This is a genomic window from Aestuariivirga sp., from assembly GCF_044238155.1.
In the GTDB taxonomy this organism is placed as follows: domain Bacteria; phylum Pseudomonadota; class Alphaproteobacteria; order Rhizobiales; family Aestuariivirgaceae; genus Aestuariivirga.
Map to the genome: position 1 here is coordinate 1 of NZ_JBIIDX010000082.1, position 15244 is coordinate 15244.

At 57.6% G+C, this 15244-nt stretch carries 17 protein-coding genes; 5 read left to right on the forward strand and 12 right to left on the reverse strand.

The window, feature by feature from the left end:
* Positions 1–10: 10 nt before the first annotated feature.
* From ACILRN_RS09930 to ACILRN_RS09955, 6 genes are all read right to left on the reverse strand, one after another.
* On the reverse strand, positions 11–649 hold the full coding sequence (locus ACILRN_RS09930) for an SGNH/GDSL hydrolase family protein (RefSeq protein WP_395687839.1): 639 nt from the start codon (positions 647–649) through the stop codon (positions 11–13).
* A 7-nt stretch (positions 650–656) separates the two neighbouring features.
* Complete coding sequence (locus ACILRN_RS09935; protein WP_395687841.1) at positions 657–1928, reverse strand: pyruvate dehydrogenase complex dihydrolipoamide acetyltransferase; 1272 nt, start codon at positions 1926–1928, stop codon at positions 657–659.
* Between the two features lie 60 nt (positions 1929–1988).
* Positions 1989–2327 carry a DUF5076 domain-containing protein gene (locus ACILRN_RS09940; protein ID WP_395687843.1) on the reverse strand — a complete coding sequence of 113 codons (339 nt, stop codon included), beginning with the start codon at positions 2325–2327 and terminating at the stop codon, positions 1989–1991.
* The gene (locus tag ACILRN_RS09945; RefSeq protein ID WP_395687845.1) at positions 2320–3663 is read right to left on the reverse strand and encodes a pyruvate dehydrogenase complex E1 component subunit beta; all 1344 of its coding nucleotides are present in this window, start codon (positions 3661–3663) and stop codon (positions 2320–2322) included. Before ACILRN_RS09945 ends, ACILRN_RS09940 begins: the two co-directional genes overlap by 8 nt.
* A 14-nt stretch (positions 3664–3677) precedes the next feature.
* The gene (gene pdhA, locus ACILRN_RS09950) at positions 3678–4694 is read right to left on the reverse strand and encodes a pyruvate dehydrogenase (acetyl-transferring) E1 component subunit alpha (RefSeq protein WP_395687870.1); all 1017 of its coding nucleotides are present in this window, start codon (positions 4692–4694) and stop codon (positions 3678–3680) included.
* A 132-nt stretch (positions 4695–4826) separates the two neighbouring features.
* Positions 4827–5114 (reverse strand): septum formation initiator family protein, encoded by a 288-nt coding sequence (locus ACILRN_RS09955; protein ID WP_395687847.1) that lies wholly within the window; start codon positions 5112–5114, stop codon positions 4827–4829.
* A 125-nt stretch (positions 5115–5239) separates the two neighbouring features.
* Here ACILRN_RS09955 and ACILRN_RS09960 point away from each other — a divergent pair, with 125 nt between their 5' ends.
* The gene (locus ACILRN_RS09960) at positions 5240–5656 is read left to right on the forward strand and encodes an Rrf2 family transcriptional regulator (RefSeq protein ID WP_395687849.1); all 417 of its coding nucleotides are present in this window, start codon (positions 5240–5242) and stop codon (positions 5654–5656) included.
* 3 nt (positions 5657–5659) lie between these two features.
* On the opposite strand, the gene metZ is transcribed toward ACILRN_RS09960, so the two are convergent.
* Both metZ and ACILRN_RS09970 read right to left on the reverse strand, forming a co-directional pair.
* Positions 5660–6850 carry an O-succinylhomoserine sulfhydrylase gene (gene metZ / locus ACILRN_RS09965; RefSeq protein ID WP_395687850.1) on the reverse strand — a complete coding sequence of 397 codons (1191 nt, stop codon included), beginning with the start codon at positions 6848–6850 and terminating at the stop codon, positions 5660–5662.
* Positions 6851–6864: 14 nt separating this feature from the next.
* Entirely contained in the window at positions 6865–7266 is a 402-nt protein-coding gene (locus tag ACILRN_RS09970; protein ID WP_395687852.1) for a rhodanese-like domain-containing protein, read from the reverse strand.
* A 162-nt stretch (positions 7267–7428) separates the two neighbouring features.
* On the opposite strand from ACILRN_RS09970, the gene ACILRN_RS09975 reads away from it, so the two are divergent.
* On the forward strand, positions 7429–9888 hold the full coding sequence (locus ACILRN_RS09975) for an FAD-dependent oxidoreductase (RefSeq protein ID WP_395687854.1): 2460 nt from the start codon (positions 7429–7431) through the stop codon (positions 9886–9888).
* Here ACILRN_RS09975 and ACILRN_RS09980 read toward each other — a convergent pair whose 3' ends face one another.
* Complete coding sequence (locus tag ACILRN_RS09980) at positions 9889–10254, reverse strand: hypothetical protein (protein ID WP_395687856.1); 366 nt, start codon at positions 10252–10254, stop codon at positions 9889–9891. It abuts the gene before it with no gap.
* Between the two features lie 138 nt (positions 10255–10392).
* On the opposite strand from ACILRN_RS09980, the gene ACILRN_RS09985 reads away from it, so the two are divergent.
* Positions 10393–11052, forward strand: coding sequence for a peroxiredoxin (locus tag ACILRN_RS09985; protein WP_395687858.1), 660 nt, complete (start codon positions 10393–10395; stop codon positions 11050–11052).
* Positions 11053–11061: 9 nt separating this feature from the next.
* Here ACILRN_RS09985 and gatA read toward each other — a convergent pair whose 3' ends face one another.
* From gatA to ACILRN_RS10000, 3 genes are all read right to left on the reverse strand, one after another.
* Positions 11062–12528, reverse strand: a complete 1467-nt coding sequence (gene gatA / locus ACILRN_RS09990; RefSeq protein ID WP_395687860.1) for an Asp-tRNA(Asn)/Glu-tRNA(Gln) amidotransferase subunit GatA — start codon at positions 12526–12528, stop codon at positions 11062–11064.
* A gap of 23 nt (positions 12529–12551) precedes the next feature.
* Positions 12552–12839, reverse strand: coding sequence for an Asp-tRNA(Asn)/Glu-tRNA(Gln) amidotransferase subunit GatC (gene gatC / locus ACILRN_RS09995; RefSeq protein ID WP_395687862.1), 288 nt, complete (start codon positions 12837–12839; stop codon positions 12552–12554).
* Positions 12840–12955: 116 nt separating this feature from the next.
* On the reverse strand, positions 12956–13663 hold the full coding sequence (locus tag ACILRN_RS10000) for a metal-dependent hydrolase (RefSeq protein WP_395687864.1): 708 nt from the start codon (positions 13661–13663) through the stop codon (positions 12956–12958).
* A 101-nt stretch (positions 13664–13764) separates the two neighbouring features.
* On the opposite strand from ACILRN_RS10000, the gene ruvX reads away from it, so the two are divergent.
* On the forward strand, positions 13765–14229 hold the full coding sequence (ruvX, locus tag ACILRN_RS10005; RefSeq protein ID WP_395687866.1) for a Holliday junction resolvase RuvX: 465 nt from the start codon (positions 13765–13767) through the stop codon (positions 14227–14229).
* Complete coding sequence (locus tag ACILRN_RS10010) at positions 14226–15161, forward strand: AEC family transporter (protein WP_395687868.1); 936 nt, start codon at positions 14226–14228, stop codon at positions 15159–15161. The genes ruvX and ACILRN_RS10010 overlap by 4 nt, the downstream gene beginning before the upstream one ends.
* The last annotated feature ends 83 nt before the right edge of the window (positions 15162–15244 follow it).

Consider the following 15244-nt stretch of genomic DNA (forward strand, 5'->3'; position numbering starts at 1 on the left):
ATCAAACTATTCATATTCCCAATATCCCTTTCACCACTGGCGCAAGCGCCGTGCCGATGGCCTTGGTGTTGGCTGCGTCGAGGTGGCCACCATCCATTGGATCGGCCTTGGCCACGCTGCCCGCATCGAAGAAATGAACGCCTGCCTCCTTAGCAACGCGCTCGTAATGTTTTGCGAACAGCTTGGATTCCTCAATTGCGTGGCCCCAAAGATCGTTGAACCATTCATCAGCCGTCGGAACGAGAGCGGGCGGCGACATGATCAAAATCTGCGGCGCCCTGAATGCCGGAAGGAAGGAAAACTTCTGCACGATCTCGATAAGCCGCGTCATGCCCATGGCGGCGTCAAAGGCACGGCAGCGGTTGGCGAATTTGATGTCGTTGGTGCCCAGCATGATGATGACGAGATCCAGCGGCTGATGGGTGGCCAGCAGCACCGGGAGGGCCTTCGAACCATTGCGGTCATCAAAGCAGGTCGGGTCGTCGAATACCGTCGTGCGGCCGTTATGGCCCTCCTCGATGACCCGCGCCTTGCCACTGAGCGCCGCCGTCAGCGCGTTGGGCCAACGTACGTCGTAGGGATGCCGCTCCCAGCTTCCGGCGATGAAACCCCAGGTGAGCGAGTCTCCGAAGGCGAGAATGGTTTTCATGTTGATCTCATACAAGCATGAGGCCTGGTTCCTCGAGATAGGCCTTTATGACCCCGATGAATTCCGCGCCAAGCGCTCCATCGATGCAACGGTGATCAGCAGAGAGGGTGATGGTCATCTGTTGCTCGATCTTGATATCGTGTCCACGGACAACGGGGCGGCGTTCGGCTGAGCCGATTGCCAAGATCGATGCCTGCGGCGGATTTATGATCGCCGCGAAGGTCTTCACGTTCATCATTCCCATGTTCGATACGGAGGCTGATCCGCCGGTATACTCTTCGGGCTTCAGCTTGCGCGACCTCGCCCTCGCGGCATAATCCCTCATCTCTGCAGAAATTTGTGCCAGACCCTTCGTATCTGCCCTGCGGACTACCGGCGTGATCAGTCCACCCGGTATTGATACCGCAACACCAATATCTGCATGCTTGTGTCTAACCATGGCTTGCTCTGTCCAGGCAACATTGGCATCAGGGACGCGGATCAAAGCCATTGCCATGGCCTTAATGATGAAATCATTCACCGATATCTTCCAAAGAGGTTTGCCGTCCTTGTCCTTGGGCGCCTGAAGATTGAGCCGCTCGCGAACGTCGAGTATTTGATCCAGTCCAACGTCAACAGACACGTAGAAATGCGGAATCGTCTGCTTTGCCTCTATGAGGCGTCTCGCGATCGTCTTTCTCATGGAGTCATGCGGAACAAGCTCAAATGAGCCTTCGGCGAACAACTTGAGGATCGCCTTGTCGGAGGCCGCCGGCGCAGCCGAGGCCATTGCCGAAGCAGCAGGTGCTGACACTTCTGATCCCGGGCGCTCCACATCCTTCGCCACGATGCGGCCATGCGGGCCAGAGCCCAGCAGCGCCGCGATATCGACGCCTTTCTGCTTTGCTATGCGGCGGGCCAACGGTGACGCGAATACGCGCCCGCCTGCCGGTTTCGCCGGTGGCGCCGGCGATTGAGCAGTGGCGGCCGGGGCAGCAGGCGCCGCCGCCGGGGCAGGCTTCGGTGCCGAAGCTGCCGGCGCATCACCGGGCTTTTCGCCATCGCCGAGGATCACCGCGATGGGTGTGTTGACCGCTACATCATCAGTACCGGCTGCAACGAGCAGCTTTCCAAGAATACCCTCATCGACCGCTTCAACCTCCATCGTCGCCTTGTCAGTCTCGATCTCAGCCAGCACATCGCCAGACTTGATTCTATCGCCCTCCTTCTTCAGCCACTTGGCAAGTTTACCCTTTTCCATCGTGGGCGAGAGGGCGGGCATCAGCACATTCACGGGCATTTCGGACTTCCTCAATCATCCTGGAGGAGGAACCGGGGCGCGGAGAAGCCCCGGCAAAACTCAGCTCTTGGCTGCAAGCGGCGACAGCTGAGCTGCAACCTTGTTCAAATCCTCGTTCAAAACCTTACGTATCGCTGCGAAATTATCTGGCGCATTGCCATGCCCCATCTCGGCACAGGCGGCCGCCACCTGCTGCGCCATGCCGGCAAGGACATGCCCCCAGATCTCAGGCTTGCCAAAAGCCATGGCATGAAGTGACAGGCTCAGCCCGCCATTCGTGATCCAGGCACGCGCCACTTCACCCGCCTTGGGATCATGGAATACCTCATGCGGAGGTTCCAGCTGATGCGGGTGCATTTCGCCGTGATGGTTATGGTGGTGATGGTCTTGGTCAGACATAGAGAACCGCCTTTACAGCAGCGACAACCTCATCGGCATTGGGCAGCGCAAGCTTTTCTAGATTGGCCGCATAGGGCATTGGTACATCCTTGCCGGCGACGCGTGCGACAGGCGCGTCGAGGTAGTCAAAGGCGTGGGTCATGATTTGCGCTGCCAGTTCACTGGTAACGGAAAACTGAGGGAACCCCTCCTCCACACACACGCACCGATTCGTCTTCTGAACACTTGCGATGACTGTCGGCAGGTCCATCGGCCTTATGGTGCGGAGATCGACGACTTCCGCCTCGATCCCCTCTGCCGCAAGTCTCTCCGCAGCAGTCAGCGCGATGATCATGCTGATCCCAAAGGATACGATGGTGACATGCCGTCCAGTCCGGGCGATCCGAGCTTTGCCGATTGGTACAATCCAATCCTCGTGCTTAGGAACTTCGAAGCTCTTGCCATACAGAATCTCGTTTTCGAGGAAAACCACGGGATTGGGATCGCGTATGGCTGATTTCATCAGCCCCTTCGCGTCGGCTGCCGTGTATGGCATCACCACCTTCAGACCAGGAATATGGCTGTACCATGCCGCAAAGTCCTGGCTGTGCTGGGCGGCAACGCGGGCTGCAGCGCCGTTAGGCCCCCGAAATACAATGGAGCAGCCCATCTGACCGCCCGACATGTAAAGGGTTTTTGCCGCTGAATTGATGATGTGATCGATCGCCTGCATTGAGAAGTTGAAGGTCATGAACTCGACAATCGGCTTCAACCCGGCAAAGCCCGCTCCCACTGCCAGCCCCGCGAAGCCATGCTCAGTGATTGGCGTGTCGATAACACGGAGAGGCCCGAACTCCTCGAGCATTCCCTGGGAAATCTTGTAGGCGCCCTGATACTGGCCAACCTCCTCGCCCATCAGGAACACGTCGGAATCGCGGCGCATTTCCTCAGACATGGCGGCGCGAATGGCCTCGCGCACCGTGATTGTTTCCATTTCCGTTTCGGATGGAACCGCCTCGACTGCTGGGAGGCTTTGTGAAGGCACTGCTGCTACGGCTACGGCTGGCATCACTGGTTTCGCCACATGGTTGCTCGTGGCCCTGACAACGGGGGCCGGTTCGTTGGCGCCAATGACCGCAATGGGCGTATTCACCTTCACATGCTCAGTTCCAGCAGGCACCAGAATTTCCGAGAGTGGTCCTTCGTCGACCGCCTCGACCTCCATCGTCGCCTTGTCGGTCTCGATCTCGGCAATGACATCACCCGGCTTGACCATGTCGCCGACATTCTTGAGCCACTTCGCAAGCTTGCCCTCTTCCATCGTTGGCGACAGGGCAGGCATCAGAATCGATGGCATGGCGCGCTCCTCCCTCAGCCGTTCACATAGATGTCCGTGTAGAGTTCCGAAGGATCGGGCTCCGGATCATTCTGCGCAAATTCCGCAGCCTCGGTCACAATAGCGCGGACGTCAGAATCGATCTTCTTGAGGTCCTCTTCGCTCGCGAGTTTGCCATTGAGGATACGCGCCTTGACCTGTTCGATCGGGTCGTGTTCCTCGCGCATCTTCTGAACCTCCTCCTTCGTCCGGTATTTGGCCGGATCCGACATCGAGTGTCCACGGTAGCGGTAGGTCATCATCTCGAGGATATAGGGGCCAGTCCCGGATCGGCAGTGGGCTACGGCACGCTCGCCAGCCTCACGCACCGCCCTTACGTCCATGCCATCGACCTGCTCGAACGGAATGCCAAAGGCTGCGCCGCGGGCGCCAAGCTGCTCCGCCATGGCTGTTGAGCGGGTGGATGCGGTTCCCATGGCATAGCGATTGTTTTCGATAATGAAGATGACGGGGAGCTTCCAGATCGACGCCATGTTGAATGTTTCGTAGACTTGGCCCTGGTTGGCGGCACCCTCGCCGAAATAGGCCACCGCCACATGGTCGTTCCCGCGATACCTGTTGGCAAAAGCCAGACCTGCTCCCAATGGTACTTGCGCACCCACGATCCCGTGGCCGCCAAAGAACTGTTTTTCGCGACTGAACATGTGCATCGAGCCGCCCTTGCCTTTCGAAAGCCCGCCACGTCGTCCGGTCAGTTCCGCCATCACGCCCTTCGGGTCCATTCCACAGGCCAGCATATGACCGTGATCACGGTAGGACGTGATCACCTGATCGCCCGGCTTTTGAGCCATCTGCATGCCGACCACCACAGCCTCCTGCCCGATGTAGAGGTGGCAAAAGCCACCAATGAAGCCCATGCCGTAAAGTTGGCCCGCCTTTTCCTCGAAGCGTCGGATCAGAAGCATTTCGCGATATGCGTGAAGTTCCTCCTCGGCGGTGAAGCCGCTGTTGGAGAGGTTGGCCTTCTCGGCCTTGCCGTGTTTACGCGAAATATACGCCGATTTCACCGCCACGCATGCCTCCACTATTGATGAAGGCCATACTATCAGTAAATGATTGAGTTAGCACATGAATTCAACAATTAACCGGAATTCGGTTTATGTACAAGAAATCGCCGGGGTTTATCAGCGTGTGAAAGCAACAACATCGCTGGGCTTGGCCAGTTCGAGCATTCCCCTGGCAAGCTCGTCGAGAAGATCGGGATCAATGCTTTCGGGCCGGAGCAATGCGACCCTCTGCTCTAACCGCTGACGGTCCGCCACCAGCGCATCCCTCTTCTCCATAAGCCTGGCAGCGTCAACCGCCAGGGCATCACGATAAGGCATCCCCCGCTGGCCCTGAAAGGCATGCCAAGCAAAATAGCCCAGCAAGGCGCAACAGACACAAGTAACGGTGAGGTCAAAATGGCGCATCGGACCGCTCCAAACTAAACAATAAGCAGATTTGGGCGGACTCAGTTAACAAACCCTATCCTTGCCGGTTCTGGCGGCTTGACCTTTCGCCCAGTCATGCCGATGTATCTTCAGAGGTTACAGTTATGTTGTCCAGCAGCCGCTTCGTCGTCGCAGTACACGCCATGAGCGTCCTCGCTCGCTACCGCGGGAGGGGCCCGGTGTGCTCGGCACTCGTAGCAGCCAGTGTCCACACTAATCCAGTCGTGATACGCCGCCTGATGAGCGAACTCGAAAGGGCAAGGCTTGTCAGATCAGTGGCCGGGCGTTCGGGTGGCTTCGAACTCAACCGCGATCCTGGGGAGATTACACTGGCTGATGTATACTTTGCGGTCGAGGATGAAAGCGTGTTCCGCATGCACAAGACGAATCCACAATCGAACTGCCCTGTGGCGACACAACTCGGCAAGGTCCTGTCCGGGCCGCTTAAGGCGGCCGAGTGCGCATTGCACAGTTCGCTCGCCAGAACTTCGCTCCGGGATGTGGCAGGCTCGATTACCTAGGTTTTAAGCCGCGATCGCCTGTTTGAGATCGCTGATCAAATCCGCCGTATCCTCTAGTCCTACAGACAGGCGGAGCATGCCGTCGCTGATCCCCATTGTGGCTCGCGCCTCTGCCCCGATATTCCGGTGTGTTGTGGAGGCAGGGTGGGTCATGAGAGACTTGGCGTCGCCTAGATTGTTTGAGATGTCTATGATCTCGAGATGGCGCAGCACGTCAAAAGCCTTGCTCTTGCCCCCCGCAATCTCGAAAGTTACCATCGTGCCGCCAAGCCTCATCTGCTTTCTTGCCAGCTTGGACTGCGGATGGGTATCGAGATGAGGATAGAGCACGCGGGTCACACCGGGCAGGCCAGCCAAGGCCTCGGCAATCGTCTGGGCAGCAACACTCTGGGCCTCGACACGCAGCTTCATCGTTTCCAGCCCCTTGAGAAGCACCCATGCGTTGAAAGGCGAAATAGAGGGGCCTGTGTGCCGCAGAAACGGCTTGAGCAGTTCATCCTTGAATTTTCGGCTTGATACGATGGCGCCACCCAGCACCCGGCCCTGCCCGTCCATATGCTTGGTTCCGGAATAAACAACAACATCAGCACCATAAGACAGGGGCCGCTGCAGGATTGGGGTCGCGAAGATGTTGTCCACCACCACATTGGCGCCCTTTGATTTTGCCAGGCGGCAAATGGCCTCCAGATCAAGCACCTCGAGCCCTGGATTGGAGGGTGTTTCCAGAAACACGCATTTCGTTTCCGACTCCAGAGCCTTTTTCCAGGCCGCCAGGTCAGTACCATCCACGAGGGTCGTCCGGATGCCGAAGCGCGGCAGAATGGATGTCACGACCTGATAGCATGAGCCAAACAGGGCCCTTGATGCGATCAAATGGTCACCAGCTTTCAGTTGGCAGGCCAGCGCTCCGAAAACGGACGCCATACCTGACGCCAAGGCATAGCACGCCTCCGCGCCCTCCAGCAGAGCGAGGCGCTCCTCGAACATGGTAACGGTTGGATTGCCATAACGCCCATACACATAGCCATCATCCTCGCCGGCAAAGCGGCGCTCGGCAGTCTCAGGCTGGTCATAGACAAAACCCGAGTTGAGAAAGAGCGCCTCCGAGGTCTCGCCATGTGGGCTGCGATGAAGCCCGCCACGCACCAGCTTGGTGGCATCGCCCCAGCGGCTGGGATCAGTTGTCTTGCTCATGAAACCCGATCCTGTCAGCTCTGGACCCAGGGGAGCCCAGCTGCCTTCCAGCCACCAAGCGTGCCGCGGTGCCCCTGGCCATCCTTGTCACCTTCGAAGCCCTCTGCAACGTTCCACGCATTGCTGTAGCCGGCTTGTGTCAGTGCCGAAGCCGCCGAGGCGGAACGCGCTCCGGAACGGCAAATGCAGAGGATTTCTGTATCCTTCGCCAAACCCATCTGTTCAATTTCCGCGACGAAGCTTCCGTTCTGCTGCATCGATGGAAATACTTGCCAAGAGAGCCGAATGAGACGTTCGACGGCGGGAACGCCGACGAAAACCCATTCGGGCTGAGTACGCACATCGATCAGCACGGCGGAGGGATTGTTCTGGAGCCGCTGGAAAGCGTCGGCTGGGGATATGTCACCCTGATGCATGAAACGATCCGTTCGTTGTTTCGAACGGATTTAGTCGAAAGCCGCTCGGGCCGCAAAGGAAAATGGGGCCTCGTGAGCGGCTGGCAGCTGCACGTGAGACAGTCTGGCGCTTCCGTGGGGGGCCGGCCGGCTGGTAGACCATGGAAAAACCGGAGGAATACGATGTCAAGATCCCTGCCCCAGCGCGCTGATGTTGTGGTTATCGGTGGAGGCATTGTTGGCTGTTCGATTGCCTATCACCTGGCCCGGGAGGGGATAACCAATGTGGTGGTGCTGGAGCGCAAGCAGCTTACGTCAGGCACGACCTGGCACGCCGCAGGACTGGTGGGCCAGCTGCGAGCAACCCGCAACCTGACTGAGCTGGCCAAATACACCACTACTCTTTTTGAGGGGCTCGAAAGAGAAACCGGTCAGGCCACCGGGTTCAAGCAGAATGGTTCAATCTCGATAGCACTCAATGAGGGCAGGCTCGAAGAACTGATGCGCGGCGCCTCCATGGCCAAGAACTTTGGCCTCGATGTGCAGGTCATCACGACCGGAGAGATCAGTGAGCGTTTGCCCCACTACAACATGGAAGGCGTGAAGGGTGGTGTCTTCCTCCCCAAGGATGGCCAGGTAAATCCAATTGATGTGACCCAGGCACTGGCCGCCGGCGCCAGGACGCGTGGAGCGAAGATATTCGAGAACGTTAAGGTTGCCAGGATACTAGTCAAAAATGGTCAAGCCTTTGGCGTGGAAACGACAGATGGCACGATCCTTGCGGACAAGGTTGTGGTTGCATCGGGTATGTGGTCTCGCGACCTGGGTCGATCGATCGGGGTCAACATTCCTCTTCATGCCTGCGAGCATTTCTACATCGTGTCGGAGCCAATCGCTGAGCTGCCCCGCAACATGCCGGTAGTCCGCGTCCCTGACGAGTGCACCTATTACAAGGAAGACGCAGGTAAGCTCATGGTCGGCGCCTTTGAACCAAAGGCCAAGCCGTGGGGCGGGGGTGGAATCGATGAGGATCACGCCTTCGTAACGCTTCCCGAAGACATGGACCATTTCGAACCAATCTTGACGAGCGCCATCAACCGTGTGCCTCTCCTGGAAACGGCAGGTATCCAGCTATTCTTCAACGGGCCCGAGAGTTTCACACCCGATGTCCGCTACTATCTGGGAGAGGCGCCCGAGGTGAAGAATGTCTTTGTTGCGGCAGGCTTCAATTCGATTGGCATACAGTCATCTGGGGGCGCGGGACTGGTCCTCTCCCAGTGGATCAAAAATGGATATCCGCCAATGGATGTGAGCGGCATGGACATTCGCCGCATTCATCCGTTCCAGTCCGTCAAGAACTACATTCGCGAACGCGTCTCTGAAAGTCTGGGGCTGCTCTATGCAATGCATTGGCCCTACCGGCAGGCAGAGACGGCCCGAGGCGTACGTCGCTCGGCCATTTACTCCTACACGAAGCAACTCGGGGCTGTCTTTGGTGAGGTCAATGGGTGGGAGCGACCCAATTGGTACGCCCGCGACGGCATCAAGGCCGAGTATGAGTACTCTTACGGCCGCCAGAATTGGTTTCCGTGCGCGGCCCATGAAGCAAAACAACTGATGACGAACTGCGCGTTCTTCGACCAGTCGAGCTTTGCCAAATATTCAGTTGAAGGCCGGGATGCCGCGAAGGTCCTGAATCGGGTGTCGGCCGCCAACGTGGACGTGGAAGCTGGCCGGGTGGTCTACACTCAGTGGCTCAATGACCGGGGCGGCATCGAAGCCGACCTGACAGTCACTCGGCTCGCAGAGGATCGGTTCCTGGTTGTCACTGGCGCGGCGCCCCAGACACGCGACATGGCGTGGCTCAAAAGGCACACGCCTGCCGAGGCCCACTGCGTAGCTACTGACATCACCTCCGGACTTCCAATGATCGCCATCATGGGGCCGAAGTCACGGGCGCTTCTCGAGAGAGTCTCGGGCGCAGATCTCTCCACCGCATCCTTTCCCTTCGCCACATCACGGGAAATCGAGATCGGTTATGCCAGACTGCGCGCCAGCAGAATTACATATGTTGGCGAGTTGGGTTGGGAGCTCTACGTGCCTGCCGAATTCGCCGCTCATGTCTTCGAAGTCTTGTGGGAGGCTGGACAGGAGTTCGGGCTTACACCGGCTGGAATGCATACCATGAACAACTGCAGAACCGAGAAGGCTTACCGGCATTGGGGCCACGATATCGCCGATGAGGACACACCCCTCGAAGCAGGCTTAGGCTTCGCCGTGGCCTGGGAAAAGCCAGGAGGGTTTCTCGGACGCGAGGCATTGCTGAAGCAGAAAGCTCTTCCCAATCTTAACAAGCGCCTTGTCTGCCTGGCCCTCGAAGACAATTCCCAGTCCGCCCCCATGATTTATCACGAGGAGCCGATCTACCGTAACGGTGTAATCGTCGGCTCCACCACATCAGGGGCATGGGGCCATCGGATCAACCGGTCCCTCGGGCTAGGCTATGTGCACCACAAGCAAGGGGTTACAAAGGACTGGATCGACAGTGGAACGTGGGAAATCGAACTCGCCTGGAAGCGTTGCCCGGCGCGGGTTCAACTTCAGCCCTTCTACGACCCGAAAGGCGAGCGCATCAAGGCTTAGTCAGCGCGTGTGCCGCGTGATCGCAACGCCTGCGATCATTTCCACCAGCGTCATCAGGCCAAGCAACAGAAACGTCACTGTTCCGGCTGCGGACAGCAGCATGAGACAGGCCAATGCCGCCACAAAGGCTACGGCACGCACGACATGACCCAAGCGGCCACCCCTGCTCATCTTTGCCAGGTCGATGGTCAGCGCCACCAACCCCCCGGCGACAAACAGATCACCGCCCCGCAGTGTCATCTCAGCTCCCGAGGCGAGACTGATGGTCAGCGCATCTCCGTCCAGCATCATTCCGCCGAGAGCGGCAATCCCAAGATATGCAACCAGTACAAAGACAAGGATCGGGAACGACGAGAGATGGCTCATGACAGGGTGCTCCAATGACAGGCAGAGCATGCCGGAGTCCTGCGATTCCTGCAAAGCAGCTTTGATCGGAGAGCCGGATTATTTGTTCTTTATTAAGAACGCTTATTCTGCTAATTCGAACCAACAACGGAGGTGATCATGACACTGCAGATTGGCGACATCGCACCCGACTTCGAAGCAAACACGACCGAGGGCCGTATCGGGTTTCATGACTACATCGACGGGGCCTGGGCTGTGTTTTTTTCTCACCCCAAGGATTTCACACCGGTTTGCACCACGGAATTGGGCTCTGTCGCGCGGATGAAGGGGGAATTCGACAAGCGCGGCGTCAAGCTGATCGGAATTTCAGTCGATTCCGTGGACGATCATCACCGCTGGAAGGCGGACATCAAGGATGTTACCGGCGAGTCCGTAAACTACCCAATGATCGGTGATGAAGATCTGGCCGTGGCCAAACTCTATGGCATGATCCATCCCAATGCCTCAGGCACGGCCAAGGGCAGAACGGCTGCCGACAATGCAACGGTTCGCAATGTCTTCATCGTTGGACCCGACAAGAAGATCAAGTTCATCGTCGCCTATCCGATGAGCACGGGCCGAAATTTCAACGAAATCATCCGTGTCATCGACTCGCTGCAGCTGACCGCGCAAAAGTCGGTGGCAACCCCTGCCGACTGGAAACAGGGCGAAGATGTAATCATTCTCGCGTCGCTGTCGGATGACGCGGCGAAAGAAAAATTTCCCGGTGGATGGAAAACGCTGAAACCCTATCTCAGGGTCGTTCCGCAGCCGAAATAACCTTGCTGCCTACCACCAGACCGGGGCATGGAGCGAACCAGCTGCCTGCTCGATCGCAGATGCGGCCTGAAAGAGCGTCTCCTCGCCAAAGGGTCTGCCGATAAGCTGGAGACCCAAAGGAAGGCCGTCCTCGGAAAGTCCACCAGGTACCGAGATGCCTGGCAATCCTGCCATGTTCACCGTTACCGTGAAGATGTCGTTGAGATACATCTGCACGGGATCGGTGATCTCACCGGGCGCAAAGGCCGGACTGGGCGTTGCGGGGGTAAGGACAACATCAACCTTGTCCCAGGCGGCGTCAAAGTCCTGTTTGATCAGGGTTCTTACCTTCTGGGCCCTCACATAGTAGGCATCATAGTAACCAGCCGATAGCACATAGGTGCCGATCAAGATCCGGCGTTGAACCTCACGTCCAAAGCCCGCAGCCCTCGACCTCTCGTACATGTCCACGATGTCGTCGCCCTCAACGCGAAGGCCATAACGAACGCCGTCGTAACGCGCCAGATTTGAGGAAGCCTCAGCAGGTGCAACGATATAGTAAGCCGGCAGCGCATACTTGGTATGGGGCAGTGATATCTCGACAATCTCTGCGCCCTGCTCGCGCAGCCACTCAGCTCCCTTTTTCCAGAGGGCATCGATCTCGGCAGGCATCCCATCGACACGGTACTCCCGCGGAATACCCACGCGGAGGCCCCTGATCGGGCGACCAACAGCTGCCTCGTAATCCGGCACCGGACGATCAACTGACGTGGTGTCTCTTGGGTCGACACTTGCCATGGACTTGAGCAGGATCGCCGCATCGCGCACGTCCCGCGCGATTGGTCCGGCCTGATCGAGCGACGATGCAAAGGCAACGATGCCCCAGCGCGAGCAGCGGCCATAGGTTGGCTTGATCCCGACGGTTCCCGTGAAGGCCGCTGGCTGACGGATAGAGCCCCCCGTGTCGGTCGCAGTGGCGCCTGCACAAATATGCGCTGCGACCGCAGCGGCAGACCCTCCCGATGAACCACCTGGAACCAACGCTGCATTGGAACCCCGGCGGCGCCAAGGATTTATCACCTTACCGTAGTAACTCGATTCATTCGAAGAGCCCATTGCGAACTCATCCATGTTCAGCTTTCCAAGCATGACGGCACCGTCGCGCCACAGATTGGCCGTGACGGTTGACTCATAGGTCGGGCGGAACCCGTGCAGCACATGGCTGCATGCCTGGGTATGTACGTCCTCGGTGGCAAAAAGATCCTTTATACCCAAGGGTATGCCTTCAAGAACGCCGGCATCGCCACGGCTCAGTCTCTGATCCGATTGCCTGGCCATGGCCCTCGCCCTGTCCGGCGTTTCAACGACATAGGCATTGAGCGACCTTCCGGCCTCCATCGCGGAGAGGTAGGCTTCGGTAAGCTCGATGGCCGAAAACTGCCGCTTCTTCAGACCTTCCCGAGCAGCCGCAATCGTGAGAGACGTAAGAGTGGTCATGGAATTGCCTGTTCGCTCTCGTGTTACTCGACTACCTTCGGAACCATGAAGAACGAATCCTCCTGGGCGGGCGCATTGGCTACAATCTTTTCCGGGAAGTGGCCATCAGTCACCTCATCCACACGCATTTTCATCTTCATCGAAACTACGGAGGTGAGCGGTTCAACATTCGAGACATCAACTTCGTTTAGTTGCTCGATGAAACCGAGGATCGAATTAAGCTCTCCTGCAAGGCGTGGTACATCTTCATCCTGAACCTTGAGACGCGCAAGGCGCGCCACACGCCGGACCGTTGCATGATCAACTGACATCGGAAGATCCACTTCAAACAATGATAGAGGGCCGAATAGCACCCGTTCCTCCAACCTGCAACTTGGCTTTCTGGCGACCCGGCATTCTGGCCTCACCAGCCCCAGGCAGCCCGACGTCATACGTAGACCGTCTCGCCAGCCGAGAGCACCCGCACCTTGCCCGCATCCGGGCCCATCGCCCTCAGGAAAGCTGAGGCATCGGAGTCTACAAAACCTTTGAAAGAGCCAAAATGGCAGGGAATCACCATTTTGAAGTTGAAGAAGTTCCGGCAGGCATACGCCGCCTGCTCGGCGCCCATGGTGAACCGGTCACCAATCGGCAGGATACCATAGTCAGGCTTGTAAAGTTCATGAATGAGCCGCATGTCACCGAAGATGCCGGTGTCGCCCGCAATGTAGAGCGTCTTTCCGGTCTCTTTCCTCGGCTCAATGATGAACCCCGCGGGGTTACCCAGATAAATCTGGCCCGAGGATCGGCTGGAGCCCGAGGAATGCCAGGCATGCGTGAAATTCACGTCGAAATCATCAAAACGCAGCCGTCCACCATGGTTCCCGGGGCTGTAGTTCTGCGCACCTTGTGCGTGCAGCCACGAACATAGCTCGAAATTTGCCACCAGCAGGGCGCCCGTCTTGTTCAGTATGTCGAGCGCATCACCAACATGGTCATCATGTCCGTGCGTCAGCAGCACATGCGTGCAACCTATCGATGCCTCATCGCTGCTGATTGTCGCTGCTGGATTGCCCGTCAGGAATGGATCAACGAGCAGGACAGACACGCCAGTCTCAAGCCGAAAGGCTGAGTGGCCGAGGAATGTGATCTTCATGCAGGAACTCCATGATCAGTAGCTCAACCATGAGATGCTACCCATGTGCAGGTGACAAGGTAAAGGTTCCCGTTTGAACAAGGATCGGCTAGTGAACCAGTATGGCCGAACAGGACCTGACACTCAAAGCCGCGTTCGCGGCACTGTCTCCCGGCAAGCGTTTCATGGGCCTTGATCTGGGAAGCAAGACGATTGGCGTTGCCACCGGCGACCTCACCCACTCCATCGCGACGCCACTCGAGACGATCAAGCGAACAAAGTTCACTGCCGACGCACAGCGCCTGCTTGAGCTGATCGGGTCGGAAAACATTGGCCTCGTTGTGTTGGGATTGCCAATCAACATGGACGGAAGCGAGGGGCCTCGCTGTCAGTCAACAAGAGCATTCGCCCGCAATTTTTCAAGTCTCTCCAGTGTCCCGCTTGTATTCTGGGACGAGCGGCTGTCGACAGCGGCGGTTGAACGGATGCTGATAGCTGCTGATGCATCGCGCGCCAAACGGGACCTGGTCATCGACAAGCTTGCAGCCGCCTGGATACTGCAGGCTGCTTTGGATTCGATTCGATGACATCCGTCTTTCTTGCGCTGCTCCCTGTCTTCCTCATCATATTGGCCGGCTATGGTCTCAGGACATTTTCAGTCGTCCCGGAGCAGCAATGGTCCGGAATCGATCAGCTATGCTACTTTGTCTTGTTTCCGGCCATCATCTTCAAAGAAATCGCAACGGCTGATTTCACGTCTGTTCCAGTGTTCCAGATGGCGACTGCAATGGTGGTCTCGGTCGTTTGCATGGTCGGCCTCCTGGTTCTTTTGTCTCAACCCCTGATCAGAGCACTCAGGATTGATCCATCCAAGTTTACGAGTCTTGTACAGGGTTCAGCTCGCTGGCACACGTTCATTGCCTTTGCAATTGTACCTCTGCAATTTGGGCCTGGCGCACTTCCCCTCGCTGCTGTCGGCGCAGCTGCCATGACGCCAGTACTCAATATTCTCTGCGTTCTTGTCATGGTCCGGTTCATCGGTCGCGAGACGGTCTCTTTGAGACGTCTCTTGTTGTCCATCGCGCGTAACCCTTTCGTCGTATCTTCTCTGGGTGGTGTTGCATGGCAGATTAGTGGGCTTGAGCTTCCGCTCATACCGCTCACGACCCTCGATGTGGTTGGGCGGGGCGCCCTCGGGCTTGCCCTGCTGACCGTGGGCGCGGGTTTGCGTCTCAACGATGCACTGCCCCAATGGCCTGCGATATCCTTGGCGGTTGTACTCAAACTTGTCTTAATGCCGATCTTGGTCGGATCCTTGCTCTTCATGTTCGGCGTACGGGGTGATGCCTTCAGCGTTGCCCTTCTCTGCGCGGCCGTGCCGACGGGGTCTGGTGCCTATGTCCTGGCTCGGCAGATGGGGGGCGATGCTCCGATGATTGCCAACATCCTTACCCTTCAGGTGATCGTCTCTTCCATTACGATCCCCGCAGTCCTGTATTTCGCTGCCGCCACGTTCTAGGTTCTTGCAAGCGGCAATTGCTGCTTGCGGCTTCACTGTTTTGGCTCTAGACATCTTCTTTTGATGACGAGTGGTTTTCCTCC